Source organism: Rhodococcus sp. NyZ502, from assembly GCF_041464245.1.
Lineage (GTDB): Bacteria > Actinomycetota > Actinomycetes > Mycobacteriales > Mycobacteriaceae > Rhodococcus_F > Rhodococcus_F qingshengii.
The window spans coordinates 4,000,373-4,020,000 of sequence record NZ_CP167155.1; the positions used below are offsets into that span (position 1 = coordinate 4,000,373).

Annotated in this window: 13 protein-coding genes and 2 rRNA genes (1 of these 15 cut by a window edge); 7 read left to right on the forward strand and 8 right to left on the reverse strand. The window is 62.7% G+C overall.

What is annotated here, in order from left to right; all coding sequences use genetic code 11:
* Window positions 1-45 precede the first annotated feature (45 nt).
* Window positions 46-2,646 (reverse strand): alpha-glucan family phosphorylase, encoded by a 2,601-nt coding sequence (gene glgP / locus ACBG85_RS18405; protein WP_372024273.1) that lies wholly within the window; start codon window positions 2,644-2,646, stop codon window positions 46-48.
* A 176-nt stretch (window positions 2,647-2,822) separates the two neighbouring features.
* Here glgP and ACBG85_RS18410 point away from each other — a divergent pair, with 176 nt between their 5' ends.
* From ACBG85_RS18410 to ACBG85_RS18420, 3 genes are read left to right on the forward strand one after another with little or no spacing between them, the layout of a single operon-like run.
* On the forward strand, window positions 2,823-4,847 hold the full coding sequence (locus tag ACBG85_RS18410; RefSeq protein WP_234552673.1) for an alpha-1,4-glucan--maltose-1-phosphate maltosyltransferase: 2,025 nt from the start codon (window positions 2,823-2,825) through the stop codon (window positions 4,845-4,847).
* Complete coding sequence (gene glgB / locus ACBG85_RS18415; RefSeq protein ID WP_003945366.1) at window positions 4,847-7,048, forward strand: 1,4-alpha-glucan branching protein GlgB; 2,202 nt, start codon at window positions 4,847-4,849, stop codon at window positions 7,046-7,048. Before ACBG85_RS18410 ends, glgB begins: the two co-directional genes overlap by 1 nt.
* Window positions 7,048-8,496, forward strand: a complete 1,449-nt coding sequence (locus ACBG85_RS18420; RefSeq protein WP_050656792.1) for a neutral zinc metallopeptidase — start codon at window positions 7,048-7,050, stop codon at window positions 8,494-8,496. The genes glgB and ACBG85_RS18420 overlap by 1 nt, the downstream gene beginning before the upstream one ends.
* An 18-nt stretch (window positions 8,497-8,514) precedes the next feature.
* On the opposite strand, the gene ACBG85_RS18425 is transcribed toward ACBG85_RS18420, so the two are convergent.
* The 3 genes from ACBG85_RS18425 to ACBG85_RS18435 form a co-directional block, all read right to left on the reverse strand.
* The gene (locus ACBG85_RS18425) at window positions 8,515-9,411 is read right to left on the reverse strand and encodes a co-chaperone YbbN (RefSeq protein WP_372027876.1); all 897 of its coding nucleotides are present in this window, start codon (window positions 9,409-9,411) and stop codon (window positions 8,515-8,517) included.
* 105 nt (window positions 9,412-9,516) lie between these two features.
* Window positions 9,517-9,879 carry a DUF3817 domain-containing protein gene (locus ACBG85_RS18430; RefSeq protein ID WP_007733255.1) on the reverse strand — a complete coding sequence of 121 codons (363 nt, stop codon included), beginning with the start codon at window positions 9,877-9,879 and terminating at the stop codon, window positions 9,517-9,519.
* Window positions 9,880-9,979: 100 nt separating this feature from the next.
* A complete protein-coding gene (locus ACBG85_RS18435) occupies window positions 9,980-11,173 on the reverse strand; it encodes an acetyl-CoA C-acetyltransferase (RefSeq protein ID WP_007733254.1) in 1,194 nt (397 codons plus the stop codon).
* Between the two features lie 107 nt (window positions 11,174-11,280).
* Between ACBG85_RS18435 and mce the strand changes: the two genes are divergently transcribed.
* The gene (gene mce / locus ACBG85_RS18440) at window positions 11,281-11,754 is read left to right on the forward strand and encodes a methylmalonyl-CoA epimerase (RefSeq protein ID WP_007733251.1); all 474 of its coding nucleotides are present in this window, start codon (window positions 11,281-11,283) and stop codon (window positions 11,752-11,754) included.
* A 40-nt stretch (window positions 11,755-11,794) separates the two neighbouring features.
* Window positions 11,795-12,853, forward strand: coding sequence for a hypothetical protein (locus ACBG85_RS18445; RefSeq protein WP_007733248.1), 1,059 nt, complete (start codon window positions 11,795-11,797; stop codon window positions 12,851-12,853).
* Window positions 12,854-12,860: 7 nt separating this feature from the next.
* Here the strand turns inward: ACBG85_RS18445 and ACBG85_RS18450 are convergent, their stop codons facing one another.
* Entirely contained in the window at window positions 12,861-13,205 is a 345-nt protein-coding gene (locus ACBG85_RS18450) for an ATP/GTP-binding protein (protein ID WP_372024276.1), read from the reverse strand.
* Window positions 13,206-13,224: 19 nt separating this feature from the next.
* On the reverse strand, window positions 13,225-13,899 hold the full coding sequence (nucS, locus tag ACBG85_RS18455; protein ID WP_007733244.1) for an endonuclease NucS: 675 nt from the start codon (window positions 13,897-13,899) through the stop codon (window positions 13,225-13,227).
* A gap of 42 nt (window positions 13,900-13,941) precedes the next feature.
* On the opposite strand from nucS, the gene ACBG85_RS18460 reads away from it, so the two are divergent.
* Window positions 13,942-15,534, forward strand: a complete 1,593-nt coding sequence (locus tag ACBG85_RS18460) for an adenylate/guanylate cyclase domain-containing protein (protein WP_042452409.1) — start codon at window positions 13,942-13,944, stop codon at window positions 15,532-15,534.
* Between the two features lie 142 nt (window positions 15,535-15,676).
* Window positions 15,677-16,303 carry a dihydrofolate reductase family protein gene (locus ACBG85_RS18465; protein WP_372024278.1) on the forward strand — a complete coding sequence of 209 codons (627 nt, stop codon included), beginning with the start codon at window positions 15,677-15,679 and terminating at the stop codon, window positions 16,301-16,303.
* 281 nt (window positions 16,304-16,584) lie between these two features.
* Here ACBG85_RS18465 and rrf read toward each other — a convergent pair.
* Together rrf and ACBG85_RS18475 are read right to left on the reverse strand one after the other, a co-directional pair.
* Window positions 16,585-16,701 (reverse strand): 5S ribosomal RNA (gene rrf, locus ACBG85_RS18470).
* A 153-nt stretch (window positions 16,702-16,854) separates the two neighbouring features.
* Window positions 16,855-19,628: ribosomal RNA gene (locus tag ACBG85_RS18475) — 23S ribosomal RNA — on the reverse strand (it continues 361 nt past the right edge of the window).

A 19,628-nucleotide genomic window follows, 5' to 3' on the forward strand; every position in this document is an offset into this window, starting at 1 on the left:
TCTGCCCCGGTACCGACCGAACGGACCGGGGCAGAATGTATTACGTCAGACGCTCGGAGTGGTCACCAACCCGAGTTCGGAGGCATCGACCAACAACCGGTGATGCGGCAACACCCGCACGGTGTAACCCACGGAGCCGGAGACCGGAAGCGCAGCCTCGGCTTCGAAGATCTCGGCTCCGTCCTCGGTTCCGAAATGTGTCATCGGGAACGTCACCACGTCGGTGAGTTCCTCGCCTGGGCTGACGCGTCCCAGGACTGCCTGAATCTCCACATCCGAGACCGACAAGCCGCCGAGGCGGACCTTGGCTTTCAAAGAGATGGTCGCACCGATCTCCGGAGTGTCCGGCAAGCCGGAACCGTCCACCTGCTCGACGGCGACCGACGGCCACTGCGACTCGATACGGCGACGGAACTCGGCCACCTCACGCGCGCCGGCAAAATCGTCCGCCACTACCGCTCGAGCTGATTCCGCCGAAGGGGCGTAGTAGTCGACGGCGTAGTCACGAACCATGCGTGATGCCAACACCTTCGGGCCCAGATTCTCGAGGGTGTGGCGAACCCTCTCGACCCAGCGCGTCGGCAGATCGGCTGCATCACGGTCGTAGAACGTCGGCAGTACCGCGTGCTCGAGAAGTTCGTAGAGGGCGCTGGCTTCCAGATCGTCACGCCGCACGTCGTCGAGAACACCGTCGGCCGTCGGAATGGCCCACCCGTTCTCGCCGTCGTACATCTCGTCCCACCATCCGTCGCGAATGGAGAGGTTGAGGCCGCCGTTGAGCGCGGATTTCATGCCGGAAGTACCGCACGCCTCGAGTGGGCGAAGCGGGTTGTTGAGCCACACGTCGCAGCCCCAGTACAAGTAGCGGGCCATCGACATGTCGTAATCAGGCAGGAAGACGATGCGGTGACGCACATCCGCTTCGTCGGCGAACCGCACGACCTGCTGGATGAGTGCCTTACCGCCGTCGTCGGCGGGGTGCGACTTGCCGGCCACCACCAACTGCACCGGACGTTTCTCGTCAAGCAACATCGCACGCAGACGCTCGGGATCACGCAGCATCAGCGTCAACCGCTTGTACGTCGGAACGCGCCTCGCGAATCCGACTGTCAAGACGTTGGGATCGAATACTCCAGTGGTCCAGCCGAGTTCGGCCTCGGTCGCGCCGCGTTCGAGCCAGGACGCTCGGACGCGACGACGAACTTCGTCGACCAACTTGCCGCGCAACGCATTACGTGTTTCCCACAGTTCGGTTGCCGACAACTCGTGCAGGCGCTCCCACCCGCGTGCTTCTTCGAGTTGCTCCTGACCGACGATCCGCCTGGCCACGTCCATCCACTCCGGCGCCGCCCACGTCGGCGCGTGAACACCGTTGGTGACCGAACCGATCGGCACCTCGTCGGCGTCGAAGCCCGGCCAGAGACCGTTGAACATGTCGCGGCTGACGATGCCGTGCAACTTCGAGACGCCGTTGGCTCGCTGGCCCAGGCGAAGACCCATGTGCGCCATGTTGAAGATCGACGGATCGGCTTCACGCCCCATCCCGACGATGCGGTCGACGGTCAGGCCGGGAAGCAAACTCGATTCGTTCTCGCCGTTCGCTCCGCCGAAGTAGTGACGGACCAGATCCGCCGGGAAGCGGTCGATTCCGGCGGGAACCGGAGTGTGCGTCGTGAAGACCGTTCCGGCACGGACCGCGGCCAGAGCCGAATCGAAGTCCAGACCGCTGGTGGTGACAAGTTCCCGAATCCGTTCGATGCCGAGGAATCCGGCATGCCCCTCGTTCATGTGGAACACCTCGGGATCGGGCAATCCGTACGCCGCGGTGTAGGCGCGCACCGCGCGGACGCCGCCGATACCCGCGAGGATCTCCTGCTTGATGCGGTGATCCTGGTCCCCGCCGTAGAGACGGTCCGTGACGCCGCGCAGATCCGCGTCGTTCTCGGCGATGTCGGAATCGAGCAGCAGCAACGGCACTCGTCCGACCTGAGCGATCCACACTCGCGCACGCAGCACCCGGCCACCGGGCATGGCGACGTGAATGACGACCGGCGATCCGTCTTCGGAAGCCGGGCCTGCGTCCGTCAGCAAACGAAGAGGCAACCCTTGAGGGTCGTGCGGCGGGTAGTGCTCGGCCTGCCAACCGTCGGCGGTCAGCGACTGGCGGAAGTAGCCGGATCGGTAGAGCAGTCCGACGCCGATGAGCGGCAGCCCGAGGTCGGACGCGGCCTTGAGGTGATCGCCCGCCAGGATGCCCAATCCACCGGAGTAGTTGGGCAGAACTTCGCTGACTCCGAACTCCATGGAGAAGTACGCAATTCCGCCGGGTGACGATGCGCCCTTGGCCTGCTGGGACTGATACCAACGCGGGGTGCTCAGATAAGCGTCGAGATCAGCTGCTGCAGTGTCGAGGTCACCGAGAAATGCCTCGTCACTGCTGAGTTCGTCGAGACGGGTGGGGTCGACTTCCCCGAGCATGCGGACCGGATCGAACTGGACTGCTTGCCAGAGTTCGGGGTCGAGTCGCGAGAACAGATCCTGTGTCTCGGGATGCCACGACCACCGAAGGTTGGTGGACAGGGGGCCGAGCGCGGCAAGGCGCTCCGGAAGGTGGGCTCGGACAGTGAACCGACGCAAGGCTTTCACCCCGCGAACCCTAGTCGAGTTCCTTGCACTCTGTCCGGTGGAACCGAACGCCGAGCCGACCTGACCACCGACAGACCCGAATTCGTCGTTATCAGCACTCCGGCGCCGCACCCACTACGGTTGAACCCGGCGAAAGAACGTTTTACCGCGATCCATCATCAGAAATGGAGCTTCCCGTGTCAGGACGCCTCGGTATCGACGACGTGGTACCCGAGATCTCGGGTAACTATCCGGCAAAGGCCGTGGTCGGTGAAGTCTTCCCAGTGCACGCCACGGTGTGGCGAGAAGGCCACGACGCCATTTCCGCCACTCTTGTCGTGCGTGGTCCGCGCGGTACCAAGCCGCTGCGCATTCCGATGGACCCCGGGACCGAACCGGACACCGTCGACGCGGTGTTCACGCCGTCCGCCGAAGGTATGTGGTCGTTCCGGATCGAGGCGTGGAGCGATCCCATCGCCACCTGGAAGCACGCCGTGGAAGCAAAGCTCGCCGTCGGGCAGGGGGCGGCCGAGTTGGCCAACGACCTGGAAATCGGTGCGCGCCTGTTCGAACAGGCCGCGCACGAGGTACCGCGGGGCAACAGGTCCAGGCTCGAGGCCGTCACGGCGTCGCTGCGCAGCGATCAGGCGCTGACTGCTCGCGTCGCGCCGGCCTTCGCCTCCGACGTCGCCGAACTGCTCCGCGCCACTCCGCTCCGTGAACTGGTCACCAAGGGCGAGTCCCACCCCGTCGTCGTCGATCGCAACCGTGCACTGTTCGGATCGTGGTACGAGTTCTTCCCCCGCTCGACGGGCGGTTGGGACGAGAACGGGGTGCCGCAACACGGTACTTTCCGAACCTCGGCCGAAGACCTACCCCGCATCGCCGCAATGGGTTTCGACGTCGTCTACCTTCCGCCGATCCATCCCATCGGCGAGATCAACCGCAAGGGACGCAACAACACTCTCACTCCCGAACCCGGTGACGTCGGCTCGCCGTGGGCCATCGGCTCGGTCGACGGCGGGCACGACGCTGTTCACCCGCAACTCGGCACGCTCAAGGACTTCAGGGCCTTCGTCGCTGCGGCCCGCAAGCTCGATCTCGAAGTGGCACTGGATCTCGCGCTGCAGTGCGCCCCGGATCATCCATGGGCCAAGAAGCATCCGGAGTGGTTCAACGTCCTTCCCGACGGCACCATCGCCTACGCCGAGAACCCGCCCAAGAAGTATCAGGACATCTACCCGATCAACTTCGACACCGATCCTCGCGGTCTGGACAAGGAAATCCTGCGAGTCGTCCGACACTGGATCAGTGCCGGAGTCAAGATCTTCCGGGTCGACAACCCACACACCAAGCCGCCGAACTTCTGGGAGACGCTCATCTCTGAGGTCAAGAAGACCGACCCCGACGTCCTGTTCCTCGCCGAGGCATTCACTCGTCCGGCGCGCATGTACGGCCTTGCCCGGCGCGGGTTCACGCAGTCGTACACGTACTTCACCTGGCGAGTTGCGAAGTGGGAACTCACCGAATTCGGTAACGAGCTGGCGGCGAAGGCCGACGAAGCCCGACCGAACCTCTTCGTGAACACGCCGGACATCCTGCACGAGTCCCTCCAGCACGGTGGGCCCGGAATGTTCGCTCTACGAGCAGCTCTCGCCGCCACCCTGGCGCCGACGTGGGGCGTCTACTCCGGTTACGAACTCTACGAACACCAAGCCGTTCGCCCCGGCAGCGAGGAATACCTCGACTCCGAGAAGTACGAACTTCGGCCGCGCCGTTTCGCCGAAGCAGCAGCGCGAGGCGAATCTCTCGAGCCGTGGATCACCGCACTCAATCGCATCCGGCGTGCACACCCGGCCCTGCAGCAGTTGCGGAACCTGCACTTTCACCACATCGACAACGACGCGTTGATCGCCTACTCGAAGTTCGACGCCTCGACCGGTGACGCCGTCCTGACGGTGATCAACCTCAACCCGTTCGCTGCAGAAGAGGGCACCGTCTGGTTGGACATGCCGGCGCTCGGACGCGAATGGCACGACCACATGACCGTGCTCGACGAGGTAACCGGTGAGCAGTTCAATTGGGGCCAAGCCAATTTCGTCCGCCTCGAGCCCTGGCGTTCGGTGGCGCACATCCTCGCGCTCCCACCCGTTCCGTATCCGGCCCGGATCTCTCTGGCCTACCAAGCACGCAATGCGCACCGCGCAGGTGGAGGCAAGTGATGTCAACCGAGAAGTTCCCTTCGGGTATCGCACCGGACAATCACGATCTGGAGCTGTTGGCGCGCGGTGAACATCACGATCCGCACAGTGTCCTCGGCGCCCATCCCCACGCCGACGGCACCGTTCTGCGAGCGTTGCGTCCCAACGCCGAGTCCGTCAGCGCCGTCATCGGCGGCAAAAACTTTCCTCTCGAACATGTTTCGAACGGAATCTTCGCGGCTCTGGTCCCCTACCCCGACCTGATCGACTATCGCTATTCCGTGACGTACCCGGGTGGACACACGGTTCTCGCAGCCGACCCTTACCGATTCCTGCCGACTCTCGGTGAACTCGACCTTCACCTGTTCGGCGAAGGTCGGCACGAACGACTGTGGGACATCCTCGGTGCACATCCGCGTTCTTACGAGACACCGGACGGACCCGTCGACGGCACCTCGTTCGCCGTCTGGGCTCCGGCCGCCCGCGGCGTGACCGTCGTCGGCGACTTCGACGGGTGGAGTGGGCAATTCGCCCCCATGCGAGTCCTCGGATCCACTGGGGTCTGGGAACTCTTCCTGCCCGACATCGCAGTCGGTTCGCTGTACAAGTTCCGGGTCCACGGCCACGACGGCTCCGTTCGCGACAAGGCCGATCCCATGGCATTCGGTACCGAGGTCCCGCCGGCGACTGCATCGCGAGTGACCACCAGTTCGCATGAGTGGAACGACGCGGCCTGGCTCGAAACCCGCGCCGGTGTCGATCCTTCGCAGTCCCCGATGAGCGTGTACGAGGTGCACCTCGGATCGTGGCGTCCCGGACTCGACTACCGGCAGATGGCCGAGCAACTCGCCGTCTACGTCACCGAAACCGGATTCACCCACGTCGAACTGCTGCCCGTCTCCGAGCATCCGTTCGGTGGATCGTGGGGGTACCAGGTCACCTCGTACTACGCACCGACCTCCCGCTTCGGCACCCCGGACGACTTCCGCTGGTTCGTCGACCACCTGCACGCCGCAGGGATAGGTGTCATTGTCGACTGGGTGCCTGCACACTTCCCCAAAGACGAGTGGGCCCTGGCTCGTTTCGACGGAACTCCCCTGTACGAGCACGCCGATCCGCGTCGCGGCGAGCAGTTGGACTGGGGCACATACGTATTCGACTTCGGTCGCCGCGAGGTCCGAAACTTCCTCGTCGCCAACGCGCTCTTCTGGCTCGAGGAGTTCCACATCGACGGACTGCGCGTCGACGCCGTCGCATCGATGCTGTACCTGGATTACTCACGCCCGGAAGGTGGATGGACTCCCAACATTCACGGCGGCCGCGAGAATCTCGAAGCCGTTGCGTTCCTGCAGGAGATGAACGCCACCGTCCACAAGAACCATCGAGGAGTCGTCACCGTCGCCGAGGAGTCGACGGCGTGGCCCGGAGTCACTCGGGCGACCAATGTCGGCGGCCTCGGATTCAACATGAAGTGGAACATGGGGTGGATGCACGACACCCTCGGGTTCCTCGGTCACGACCCGGTACACCGGACCTACCACCATCACGAGATCACGTTCTCACTGATGTACGCGTGGAGTGAGAACTACCTGCTACCGATCAGCCATGACGAAGTGGTGCACGGCAAAGGAACTCTGTGGACCCGGATGCCCGGGAACGACTTCGCCAAGGCGTCCGGCCTGCGCTCACTGCTTGCATACATGTGGGCGCATCCAGGCAAGCAACTGCTGTTCATGGGACAGGAATTCGGTCAGAGTGCGGAATGGTCGGAAGAACGCGGCCTCGACTGGTGGCAGCTCGACGATCAGTACACCGGCACTCTCCATCGCGGCGTCCAGCGACTGGTCGGCGATCTCAACTCCGCGTACCGACGTCATCCGGCCATGTGGACCCTCGACACCTCGCCCGGTGGATACTCCTGGATCGACGCCAACGACACCGAGAACAACGTCCTCAGTTTTCTGCGTTACGGTACTGACGGTTCGATTGTCGCCTGCCTGTTCAACTTCTCGGGCAGTGAGCACTCGAGCTACCGCGTCGGGCTACCAGAGCCCGGCCGATGGGTGGAAATTCTCAACACCGATGCCGAGGTGTACGGCGGCTCCGGAGTCGGGAACCTCGGAGCGGTCACAGCAACGTCGCATTCGTGGCACGGTCGGCCAGCCTCCGCACAGGTGGCGCTGCCAGCTGCTGGAGCGATTTGGATAAGTCTGGAGCGTTGATGGTCGGCCGGCGAGTAGTCATTGTCACGTCGTCACTGTTGGCAGTGGCAGCACTGCTCGCCGGTTGTGCCCAGGGAACGAGTGGCCACGCCGTCTCGATTTATCACGATCCCTTCCGCGTCGCCGGACTCGACGCAACGGCAGGACCAAGTGGGTTGCGTCCGGGAGCCCCCAACGCCGACCGAGCAATCACCGGCACCGACGGCGGGGACATCGACGCGCTGGCAGCCAACGCCATCACAGACATCGAAACCTACTGGGCCGCCGAGTACCCGGCTCTGTTCGACAAGCCCTTCGAACCGGTCGACGAGCTGATCTCGTGGGACCCCACCGAATCGAACGGCCCGGACTTCTGTGAGGAGACCACCGAAGAACTCATCAACGCCGGGTACTGCAGCATCGATCACACCATCGGTTGGGATCGTGAATTGCTGCTGCCCGAGGTGCGGGAGAAGTTCGGTGAAGTGGCCGTCGCGTTCATCTTTGCGCACGAGTACGGCCATGCCGTTCAACGCAAGGCCGGGATCGTCGGCGGTAAACGAGACGCAGCCCTGGTGCGCGAACAGCAAGCCGACTGTTTCGGTGGGGCCTTCTTGCGGCACGTCGCCGAGGACAAGGCCGCGCACTTCACGATGAACACCTCCGACGGACTCAACAAGGTGTTGGCGTCGGCGGTCGCCATCCGCGACGAAGACCCTAATGATCCTGAGAGCCACCATGGTTCGGCGTTCGAGCGCGTCACCGCCACTCAGATCGGCTTCACCGACGGCGCCGGTGCGTGCGCGAAGATGGACGCCGACGAAATCGAGTCACGACGTGCAGACCTCCCGCAGCAGTTCGCCGAAGGCAACGATTCCGGAGAACTGCCCGTCACCGAGGCAACTCTCGACGAGTTCGTGAAGACCTTCCAAGCGATCTTCGATCTACCCGAGCCGCCGAAGGTCGTGTTCACCGGCGCAGACACCGGGTGCAGCGATGCCGTTGCGACCGAACCCGTCTCGTACTGCCCGTCGACGAACACCATCGGAATCAGCGTCGACGACCTTGCCGAGCGCGGCACGCCGGGTCGCGTCGGGCGACGCGAGTTGATCCAGACCAACATCACCGGTGACTACAACGCCTATGTCCTGCTCGCGTCGAGGTACACCCTCGCGATGCAGAAGGAGAACGGCCAATCGCTCGACACTCCGCAGACTGCCCTGCGCGCGGCCTGCTTGTCCGGCGTCATCACCGCAGCACTCAGTCCCACCAACGCCGCGGCGTCCGGAGCACAGGTCACACTCTCCCCCGGCGACCTCGACGAAGCCGTATCGGGGCTGCTGACCGACGGCCTGGCTGCCAGTGACGTCAACGGTGAGACGGTTCCGAGCGGGTTCGCACGTGTCGACGCGTTCCGGACCGGCGTTCTCGGTGGTCGGGAAGTGTGCGACAGCCGCTACACGGAGTAGCGACTGCCGGTCCACACGTCAGTAGAGAGCGGAAGCCAACTTACGACGGGCCGCGATGACGATCGGTTCTGCCGGGTCGAACAGTTCGAACAGTTCGAGCAAGCGCGTCCGAGCGGCAGCCTTGTCGTCGCCGGCAGTTCGCGAGACCACCGAGATCAAGCGGGCGAACGACGCCTCGGGTTGCTGGGCGAACATTTCCAGGTCGGCCGCAGCGAACTGCAGTTCGAGATCGGACGGATCAGCATCCGCGGCCGCAATCGACTCGGGATCGACACCCTGAACCCGAGCCATGAACTTCACCTGGCGGACAGCGCTCTTGGCCTCCGCATTGTTGGGTTCGGCGTCGAGAATTTCCTGGTACGCAGCGATGGCGGCGTCGAGATCGCCCTCGTCCAGCGCGGTTTCAGCGGCCACGAAGCGAGGATCCTCGACCTCCTCCACCGGTTCGTCCGCGTCGGAGACCGGCCCACTCAACTTGCCCTCGACAGCTTGGAGGACTGCGTCGAACCACTGGCTGAGCTGCGCCTCTGGCTGAGCGCCCTGAAAATCGGCCAACGGCTGACCAGCCGCGACAGCAACAACCGTCGGAACCGACTGGACACCGAATGCCTGCGCGATACGAGGGCTCACGTCGACGTCGACGTTGGCAAGAATCCACTTGCCGCCGGCTCGCGCTGCAAATGATTCGAGAACTTCGGTGAATACGACCGAGGGCTCGTATGCGCGGCCACCGATGTTGACGATCACCGGCACCTGGCTCGACTTCAGCAGGACTTCGCTTTCGAAGTTCTCCTCGGTCACCTCGATCACTGCCCCGGAGACAGCAGAAACGGCCCCGTCGCCGCTGGTGTCACGCGGCGGTGGTGGGGCCGTGGCCCGCTCTTTGAAGGCGGACAAGTCGACTGCGCCGCTCATGGCGGCAGCAACTGCGGACGAACGCGCGGGGGGCCTGGAACCTGGTCGAGTCACGGCTCCCAGTTTGTCACGAGTTGCGAGAAGCTACGTAGAGGGATGCAGCACTCAGACGAGCGCCGCGTTGCCCTTGGACGCATCGAACTCCGTGGACAGCTCACCGAGCTTGCCGTTTCGCACTGCCCAGCGTTCGAAGATGACGGTGCCGAAGGGCGGAACGCTCGAGATCAGCGCAAGGATCGTGGTCTTGACGTCCCACTTGAGCGACCACGCGGTCAGGAGTGCAACAACGATGAACACCAGGAAGCCGGCGGTTCCGTGGACCATTCCGGGGATGCGAATCGCTTCTTCGTGTCCGAGGACCCACTTGAAGAACATGGCAACCAGCAAGGCCGCCCAGGTCACAGCTTCCCACCACGCCACCAGACGGAAGCGTTTCGCGGGAGTGGATACGTCAAAGATGTTCGCCATGAGGCCATTGTGCCCGAACAACTACGACGCCCCGTAGTTGTGTGAGGAAAACCACGGGGCGTCGCAGAGCGAGAGCGCTCGTTCAGGTGTATTTAGACACTCACGCCTTGGGGACGCGGACGATGAGTGCGTCGCCTTGTCCGCCGCCGCCGCAGAGTGCGGCTGCGCCGATGCCGCCGCCGCGGCGTTGCAGTTCGAGGGCGAGGTGCAGGGCGATGCGGGCGCCGGACATGCCGAGGGGGTGGCCGACGGCGATGGCGCCGCCGTTGACGTTGACCTTGGCGGGGTCGAGGCCGAGTTCGCGGGTGGAGGCGATCCCGACGGCGGCGAATGCTTCGTTGATTTCGACGAGGTCGAGGTCGGTGGGGTCGATGCCTTCCTTCGCGCAGGCTTTGGCGATGGCCCGGGCGGGTTGGGACTGGAGGGTGGAGTCGGGTCCGGCGACGACGCCGTGGGCGCCGATTTCCGCGATCCAGGTCAGGCCGAGTTCTTCGGCTTTGGTTTTGCTCATCACGATCACGGCGGCGGCGCCGTCGGAGATCGGGGAGGCGGAGCCGGCGGTGATGGTGCCGTCCTTGCTGAACGCGGGACGCAGTTTGCCGAGGGATTCGGTGGTGGTGTCGGCGCGGATGCCTTCGTCCTGGGCGAAGACGATGGGCTCGCCCTTGCGTTGGGGGATGGAGACGGGGACGACTTCGTTGTCGAAGAGGCCGTCTTTCCAGGCGCGGGCCGCGTTCTGGTGTGAGGCGGCGGCGAAGGCGTCCTGCTCGGCGCGGGTGATGTGGGCGGTTTCTTGTTGGTTGACTTGTTCGGTGAGCAGGCCCATGGCCTGGTCGGTGAAGATGTCGTGGAGGCCGTCGTAGGCCATGTGGTCGCGGAGGGTGACGTCGCCGTATTTGAAGCCTTCGCGGCTTTTTTCGAGCATGTGGGGTGCGCGGGACATCGATTCCTGCCCGCCGGCGACGACGATGTCGAATTCGCCGGCGCGGATGAGTTGGTCGGCGAGGGCGATGGCGTCGATGCCGGAGAGGCACACTTTGTTGATGCTCAGGGCGGGGACGTTCATGGGGATGCCGGCGGCGACGGCGGCTTGGCGGGCGGGCATCTGGCCGGCGCCGGCGGTGAGGACCTGTCCCATGATGACGTAGTCGACTTGTTCGGGGGCGACTGAGGACTTGTCGAGGGCGCCTTTGATGGCGATGCCGCCGAGGTCGGACCCGGAGAGGTCTTTCAACGATCCGAGGAGTCGACCCATCGGGGTACGAGCTCCCGCAACAATCACAGAACTGGTCACGATTTCCTCCGGCTGCAAAAGAGAGATAGTCGTCGGTTCCGTGCGGCCTAAGAGCCAAGTCACATCCCGACGTGTACTCCTCAAACGGTAGCGCTACCGTGAAAGGTATGACACAGACCTCCCCCAGTTCTGCACTCGCACCTTTGTCGTCCGACCTCGTCGTCGCGATCGATCACGTCGGAATCGCGGTGCCCGATCTCGACGTGGCAATCGAGTGGTACACGCAGCACCTGGGCATGGTGTCGACCCACGAGGAAATCAACGAATCGCAAGGCGTGCGTGAGGCCATGCTCTCCGTCGTCGGCTCCCCCGCCGGATCCACTGCCGTTCAGCTGCTCGCGCCTCTGGACGAGAACTCGACCATCGCCAAGTTCATCGACCGAAGCGGCCCCGGCCTCCAGCAGCTCGCCTACCGGGTCACCGACATCGACGCCATCTCCGCCGAGCTTCGCGACCGCGGGGTTCGGTTGCTGTACGACGCTCCCCGACGCGGTACGGCCAACTCGCGCATCAACTTCATCCACCCGAAGGACGCCGGCGGCGTCCTGGTGGAACTGGTCGAACCCGACGCGAGCCACTAGCAGACCCGACTCCAGCTCGTATGCCAGGTAGATTGTCGCCATGGCATACGAGCAGGACCGCGGTTCGATCCAACTTCCGTTCCAGATCGCACGGAAGGGATACGACCGCGACGAGGTACGTAACTACTTCGAGCGATTCGACGCGGAGCTGCGAGTTACCGCGGCTGATCGTGATGCTGCCGCTGCGCAGGCCCGTGACCTCGCCAAGCAGCTCGACGATGCACGCGACGACATCGACGACCTCCGCAAGGACGTAGACCGCCTCTCGGTACCGCCCACCACTGCGGAGGGCATGAGCGATCGCATCAGCCGCATGCTGCGCCTTGCCTCCGACGAGGCCTCGGAGGTGCGCGCGAAGGCCGAGGCCGACGCAGCCGAGATGACCTCCATCGCCGAACAGGACGGCGCCCGCCTTCGTGGTCACTACGAGTCGCTGATCGCCGAACTCGAGGACCGTCGCAACGCGATGGAAACCATGCACGAGCAGACCATGGCACAGGCCCGTACCGAAGCCGCCCGGATCGTCGAAGCCGCGCAGGCCGAGCGGGATCGACTGGCTGCCGAGTCCGAGGCCAAGCGCACTCAGATCCGCGAAGACTTCGACATCTCGATGTCGGAGCGCCGCGCCAAGGTCGTCGCCGCCGTCAACGAGCTGGAGTCGTCGAGCAAAGCAGAGGCCGAGCGTCGACTCGCCGATGCGTCGCACGAGGCTCAGCGCAGGCTGCAGGCCGCCACTGATCAGTCCGAGCGCAAGATCGCTCACGCGAAGGAACTCACCGAAGAACTGCGCGTTCTCCGAGGCCGAATCCTGGCTCAGCTCTTGGGCATTCGCGGACAACTCGATTCGGTTCCGGCCATGCTCGCATCGGTCAACCGGGAGAGCGAACTCCTCGATGCACCGCCCGCTCCGGTCATCGTCGAAGCCGAGGAAGATCTCGAGATCGAAGACAAGAAGGCCGACGCAGATAAGGTCGACGCAGATCCGGTCAAATCAGAACCGAGTATCGACGAAGACGACGTTCTCGAGGACTCGGACGAGACGAACACCGCCGAGATCGACACCCGCGCCGTCGAGCAGCGAGCCCAGTCCAGGAACTGATCGACGCTCAGGACCACCGTCTGGTCAGGCTGCGCGTACCGCGGCCTGACCAGCATCCGGTGTGCCAGTGTCGACGCTCGTTCGCGCCGCCCGGTTCCGAAGGCCACGTGACCACGTGAGCGACGCCGGGTCTGATGTCGTGATCACAACCGGGGCATCGATAGAACTTCGTCGCGTTGGAGCCGGGTATCGGCCTCACCATGTATATTTCACCGCCCGGACCGGGTTCCTCCCGGACCAGCGCTCCGCCGAACAACACACCGCTTGGTGACGCCGACTCCGCGCTCGAATCCCGCGCACGCCGAGTATCCGTTCGACGGGATTGCTTCGGCGAAGGTTTGCGGCGCGGCATGGTTCGAGTCTAAACAGCGTCAGAAGAGGCGGAACTCGGTGCTTTCGGTGCCCCGCAAGGCCTCGTAGTCAAGGACCAGGCAACGGATCCCACGGTCGTTGGCCAAAGTCTTTGCCTGCGGCTTGATCTGTTGCGCTGCAAAAACTCCCGTGACCGGCGCGAGCAGCGGATCGCGGTTGAGCAATTCGAGGTAGCGCGTCAACTGCTCGACGCCGTCGATCTCGCCGCGACGCTTGATCTCCACCGCCACCGATGCACCGTCCGCGTCTCGGACCAGAAGGTCGACCGGCCCGATGGCCGTCATGTACTCACGCCGCACCAACGTGTAGCCGGGGCCGAGTGTCTCGACATGCTCCGCCAGAAGTTCTTGAAGGTGTGCCTCGACACCGTCCTTGATCAATCCCGGATCGAGACCGAGTTCATACGACGAATCGTGCTCGACCTCTTCGAGAGTGATCCGCAGTTCCTCGCCCGCCTTGTTGGTGACGACCCACAGGATGTCGTCGCCGTCCCCGGTGGTCTCGACCAACCAGCACGGCGGACTCATCCAGTTGAGCGGCTTGTACGCCCGATCGTCGGCATGGATACTGACCGAGCCGTCGGCTTTGACCAACAGCAGTCGTCTTGCGGTAGGGAGGTGGGAGGTCAGGCGTCCCACATAGTCGACACGGCAACGAGCAATAACTAGGCGCACCGGACCACCCTAAGCGATCATTACGACTACTCTCGACACACTATGCAGCGAAGCCGTGTCCCGAGTGCGCCCCTGGGGTCGTGGCTGCTCGGATCCACCGACGAAAGCCCCAGGCGCCGCCGAATCCGCGTCCAGGCACTACTCACCGCGCCCCTCCTGGTCACAAACCTGATCGGAGCGGTACTGGCGATCGTGCTCATCGGATTCGTGGTTCCCGGACCCGCGATCATCCACCCCGAATTCGCATGGATCAACTTCATTGCCGTGCCCGTCTTCATCGGGTGTGTCTTTCTCATCGGACTGCTGTGGGGCACCAAACGGCTGATGCGGGATCTTCGATGGGCCACCGAGGATCACCCACCGACAGAGCAGAATCAACGCGCGGCGCTGCGCGGGCCCTGGCGACTGACCCGAGTGCAAGCCGTCCTGTGGACGGCCGCGCTCATCACCTTCACGACCATGTACGGAATCGTCGACCCCGACACCATTCCGAAAGTTCTGTTCACCGTGGCTTTCAGCGGTATCACCACGTGCGCTTTCTGCTACCTGCTCAGCGAGTTCGCACTCCGCCCGATCGCCGCGCGTGCACTCGAATCCGGAGCACCCCGCAAGGCTGCCGTTCTCGGACTGACCGGCCGGACAATCCTCGTCTGGCTGCTCGGAAGCGGAGTTCCCGTCACCGGCCTGATGCTCGTAGCGGTCTTCAGCTTCATCCGGCCTGCTTCGTGGCAAGCCCTCGCGACCGCGATCCTCGTCATCGGCGGGATCACTCTGTGCGTCGGACTCGGGCTGACATACATCAACATTCGGTCCGCCGCGGCCCCCATTCGGTCCGTGCGACGAGGAATGGAACAAGTCACCCGTGGCGACCTCACCGCGTCCGTCGTCGTGTACGACGGAACGGAACTGGGACTACTGCAGGCCGGCTTCAATCGCATGGCCGAGGGTCTGCGCGAGCGAGAGCGAATACGCGACCTCTTCGGGCGCCACGTCGGACACGAGGTTGCCGCAAACGCGGTTCGCCGAAACCCGGAACTCGGCGGTGAAGAACGTGACGTTGCCGTACTCTTCGTCGACGTCATCGGATCGACCACGATCGCGGCCACCAACTCCCCTACGGCGGTGGTCGCTCTACTCAACCGTTTCTTCGACGTCATCGTCGACGAGGTCGACGCACACGGCGGATTCGTCAACAAGTTCGAGGGCGACGCAGCGCTGGCGATCTTCGGAGCGCCGACGACACTCGACGATCACGCCGGCAGCGCACTCGCCGCTGCCCGCAAGATTCAGCAGCGCCTGCGTGCCGAGGTTCCGGAAGTGAGCGCGGGAATCGGCGTCGCCGCAGGTGTTGCCGTAGCCGGGAACGTCGGTGCGCGAGAAAGATTCGAGTACACCGTCATCGGTGATCCCGTCAACGAAGCGGCGCGACTGTCCGAAGTTGCCAAGACGGTTCCGGGTAACGTCGCCGCATCCGGTCGGGCTGTGGCTGCCGCTGACAGCGCCGAGGCTGCACAGTGGTCGATCACCGAGAACATCACCCTTCGCGGCCGCCTCGAACAGACCGAGCTCGCGATTCCGTGCGACGCCCTGGAGTCCGAGACCAGCCCGTCAGACTCCGTGCCCGTTCAGCCCTGACCCCACCTCCCCCCTGAGCGAACGGCACGTTCGGTCGATCCAAGGCGATCAACGCCACGTTCGCTCGATGACTTTCCCGCTTCCCGACCGTCTTATATCGAAACAGCGGAAATCCGACGATGCCGGGGAGATGGGTACGACTATGAAACTGACAACATTTACCATCGTCACTCTCGACGGGGTGATGCAAGGACTCGGTGGGCCGGACGAAGATCGACGCGGCGGATTCGAACGCGGCGGATGGTCCGCGCCACTGGTGGACACAGAAGCCATGTCTTACCTCGTCCAGGTCTACCAGCGCGCCGACGCCTTCCTGTTCGGTCGGCGGACCTATGACATCTTCGCCGGTTATTGGGGCGCGTTCGAGAATCCAGAGGTCAACCCGATCGCAAGCGCCTTGAATACGCGGCCCAAGTATCTTGCCTCGAAAACGGTCACCGATCCGGAATGGAAGAACACGACAGCCCTTTCAGGTGACACCGCCGCAGCGATCGGCGAACTGAAAGCCAGACCCGGCGGCGAGCTTCAGGTGCACGGCAGTGGCGAGTTGTGCCGCTGGCTTCTCGCGAACGATCTCGTCGACGAGATGATCCTGCTGATCGTTCCGGTGGTGGTAGGCCAGGGCACGCGACTGTTTCCCGACACCGGACCGGACATCGCACTCGAGCTGGCCGAATCGCGAGCCACATCAAAGGGCGTGACGATTCAGAGGTATCTGCCGGCTGGCCGGCCGAAGTATGCGACTGCCACCGCCGACGGCATCGACTGATCCGGGCAAAGCGCCTGTCGTCCTCAGGCGTGTTCCCGCCCCTGATGGTGTGAACGTACCGTTCCCCTCGTCTAGGAGGGTGAGTGTGTCGTTCACTCGATCCCGGACGGGGTGGTGTGCCGGCGGGGGTGCTTCCGCCCTTTGATGGTGCGAACGGTGCGTTCGGTCGATCTGAGGCGACGACAGTGCCGTTCGCCCGAAGTCGGGGGGTGTTTCGGGGGGTGTTTTGGGTACGAGAAAGCCCCCCAACCAGTACTGGTTGGGGGGCTTCTCTAATGTGTGTTCGGCGGTGTCCTACTCTCCCACACCCTGTCGAGTGCAGTACCATCGGCGCTGAAGGGCTTAGCTTCCGGGTTCGGAATGGGACCGGGCGTTTCCCCTTCGCTATGACCGCCGTAACTCTATGAAACTGTCACAGTAACCTTCTTCTGATCACCTGGTTTCACCACCCGTCAACACCAGTTTCTGGTGTTGGGGGATGGAGAAAACAGGGTTTCTCATCAGTATCTGTGTGTTGTTTCAGATACCGCACAGTGGACGCGTAGCTTCTTTGTGGTAAGTCCTCGGCCTATTAGTACCAGTCACCTGCATGCATTACTGCACTTCCAGTTCTGGCCTATCAACCCGGTGGTCTGCCGGGGGCCTTACCCCCTCGAGGGGGTGAGAAACCTCATCTTGGAACAGGCTTCCCGCTTAGATGCTTTCAGCGGTTATCCCTTCCGAACGTAGCTAACCAGCGGTGCTCCTGGCGGAACAACTGGCACACCAGAGGTTCGTCCGTCCCGGTCCTCTCGTACTAGGGACAGCCTTCCTCAAGTTTCTAACGCGCGCGGCGGATAGAGACCGAACTGTCTCACGACGTTCTAAACCCAGCTCGCGTGCCGCTTTAATGGGCGAACAGCCCAACCCTTGGGACCTACTCCAGCCCCAGGATGCGACGAGCCGACATCGAGGTGCCAAACCATCCCGTCGATATGGACTCTTGGGGAAGATCAGCCTGTTATCCCCGGGGTACCTTTTATCCGTTGAGCGACACCGCTTCCACTTGCCGGTGCCGGATCACTAGTCCCGACTTTCGTCCCTGCTCGACCTGTCAGTCTCACAGTCAAGCTCCCTTGTGCACTTGCACTCGACACCTGATTGCCAACCAGGCTGAGGGAACCTTTGGGCGCCTCCGTTACATTTTGGGAGGCAACCGCCCCAGTTAAACTACCCACCAGGCACTGTCCCTGAACCAGATCATGGTCCGAGGTTAGAGGTCCAATTCGATCAGAGTGGTATTTCAACAACGACTCCACGATAACTGGCGTCACCGTTTCACAGTCTCCCACCTATCCTACACAAACCGAACCGAACACCAATACCAAGCTGTAGTGAAGGTCCCGGGGTCTTTTCGTCCTGCCGCGCGTAACGAGCATCTTTACTCGTAATGCAATTTCGCCGAGTCTACGGTTGAGACAGCTGAGAAGTCGTTACGCCATTCGTGCAGGTCGGAACTTACCCGACAAGGAATTTCGCTACCTTAGGATGGTTATAGTTACCACCGCCGTTTACTGGGGCTTAAATTCTCAGCTTCGCTCCCGAAGGAACTAACCGGTCCTCTTAACCTTCCAGCACCGGGCAGGCGTCAGTCCGTATACATCGTCTTACGACTTCGCACGGACCTGTGTTTTTAGTAAACAGTCGCTTCTCACTGGTCTCTGCGGCCCCACCCAGCTCAGACAGTAAATGTCGTCACCAGACAGGGCCCCCCTTCTCCCGAAGTTACGGGGGCATTTTGCCGAGTTCCTTAACCATAGTTATCTCGATCGCCTTAGTATTCTCTACCTGACCACCTGTGTCGGTTTGGGGTACGGGCCGTGTGAAAGCTCGCTAGAGGCTTTTCTCGGCAGCATAGGATCACTGAATTCGCCTCAATCGGCTACGCATCACGTCTCAGGCTATGTGCGACCCGGATTTGCCTAGGTCACGCCCTACACGCTTACACCAGTATTACCACTGACTGGCTCAGCTACCTTCCTGCGTCACCCCATCGCTTGGCTACTACCAGATCAGGTCCCATGCATCCACCAACTCGAGACCCGAAGGTCTTCTCGTGGCTTCAGGATGGTTAGTATCACTGATTCACCATGGGCGCGTTCACACGGGTACGGGAATATCAACCCGTTGTCCATCGGCTACGCCTGTCGGCCTCGTCTTAGGTCCCGACTCACCCTGGGCGGATTAACCTGGCCCAGGAACCCTTGGTCATTCGGCGGACGAGTTTCTCACTCGTCTTTCGCTACTCATGCCTGCATTCTCACTCGTGTGGCCTCCACGGCTAGGTCACCCTGCCGCTTCCATGGCCACACGACGCTCCCCTACCCATCCACACACCTGCCCAACACTCCGCAGAGTGAAGGGGGGCTATTGCGTGAATGCCGCAGCTTCGGTGGTGTACTTGAGCCCCGCTACATTGTCGGCGCAGGATCACTTGACCAGTGAGCTATTACGCACTCTTTCAAGGGTGGCTGCTTCTAAGCCAACCTCCTGGTTGTCTTCGCGACCCCACATCCTTTTCCACTTAGTACACGCTTAGGGACCTTAGCTGGCGATCTGGGCTGTTTCCCTCTCGACTACGAACCTTATCGCCCGCAGTCTCACTGCCGCGCTCTCACTCACCGGCATTCGGAGTTTGGCTGATTTCGGTAAGCTTGTGGGCCCCCTAGACCATCCAGTAGCTCTACCTCCGGTGAGAAACACGCGACGCTGCACCTAAATGCATTTCGGGGAGAACCAGCTATCACGGAGTTTGATTGGCCTTTCACCCCTACCCACAACTCATCCCCTCAGTTTTCAACCTAAGTGGGTTCGGTCCTCCACGACGTCTTACCGTCGCTTCAACCTGGCCATGGGTAGATCACTCCGCTTCGGGTCTAGAGCATGCCACTACGATCGCCCTATTCGGACTCGCTTTCGCTACGGCTACCCCACACGGGTTAACCTCGCGACATGCCACTAACTCGCAGGCTCATTCTTCAAAAGGCACGCCATCACCCCCAGCAGTAAACTGCTCGAAGGCTCTGACGGATTGTAAGCGCACGGTTTCAGGTACTATTTCACTCCCCTCCCGGGGTACTTTTCACCTTTCCCTCACGGTACTAGTCCGCTATCGGTCACCAGGGAGTATTCAGGCTTATCGGGTGGTCCCGACAGATTCACACCAGATTTCACGGGCCCGGTGCTACTTGGGTTTCCATTACAACAGTCACAAAGTTTTCGTGTACGGGATTCTCACCCTCTACGACAGGCCGTTCCAGACCACTTCCACTAACCCTGTGATTTC

What these genes read in the sequence shown, in the direction of transcription:
- glgB (WP_003945366.1), top strand. Translation starts at nt 4,847, where the DNA reads ATGTCAACCGAGAAGTTCCCTTCGGGTATCGCACCGGACAATCACGAT.
- ACBG85_RS18420 (WP_050656792.1), top strand. Translation starts at nt 7,048, where the DNA reads ATGGTCGGCCGGCGAGTAGTCATTGTCACGTCGTCACTGTTGGCAGTG.
- ACBG85_RS18425 (WP_372027876.1), bottom strand. Translation starts at nt 9,411, where the DNA reads ATGAGCGGCGCAGTCGACTTGTCCGCCTTCAAAGAGCGGGCCACGGCC.
- ACBG85_RS18430 (WP_007733255.1), bottom strand. Translation starts at nt 9,879, where the DNA reads ATGGCGAACATCTTTGACGTATCCACTCCCGCGAAACGCTTCCGTCTG.
- mce (WP_007733251.1), top strand. Translation starts at nt 11,281, where the DNA reads ATGACACAGACCTCCCCCAGTTCTGCACTCGCACCTTTGTCGTCCGAC.
- ACBG85_RS18445 (WP_007733248.1), top strand. Translation starts at nt 11,795, where the DNA reads ATGGCATACGAGCAGGACCGCGGTTCGATCCAACTTCCGTTCCAGATC.
- ACBG85_RS18450 (WP_372024276.1), bottom strand. Translation starts at nt 13,205, where the DNA reads ATGCCGCGCCGCAAACCTTCGCCGAAGCAATCCCGTCGAACGGATACT.
- ACBG85_RS18460 (WP_042452409.1), top strand. Translation starts at nt 13,942, where the DNA reads ATGCAGCGAAGCCGTGTCCCGAGTGCGCCCCTGGGGTCGTGGCTGCTC.
- ACBG85_RS18465 (WP_372024278.1), top strand. Translation starts at nt 15,677, where the DNA reads ATGAAACTGACAACATTTACCATCGTCACTCTCGACGGGGTGATGCAA.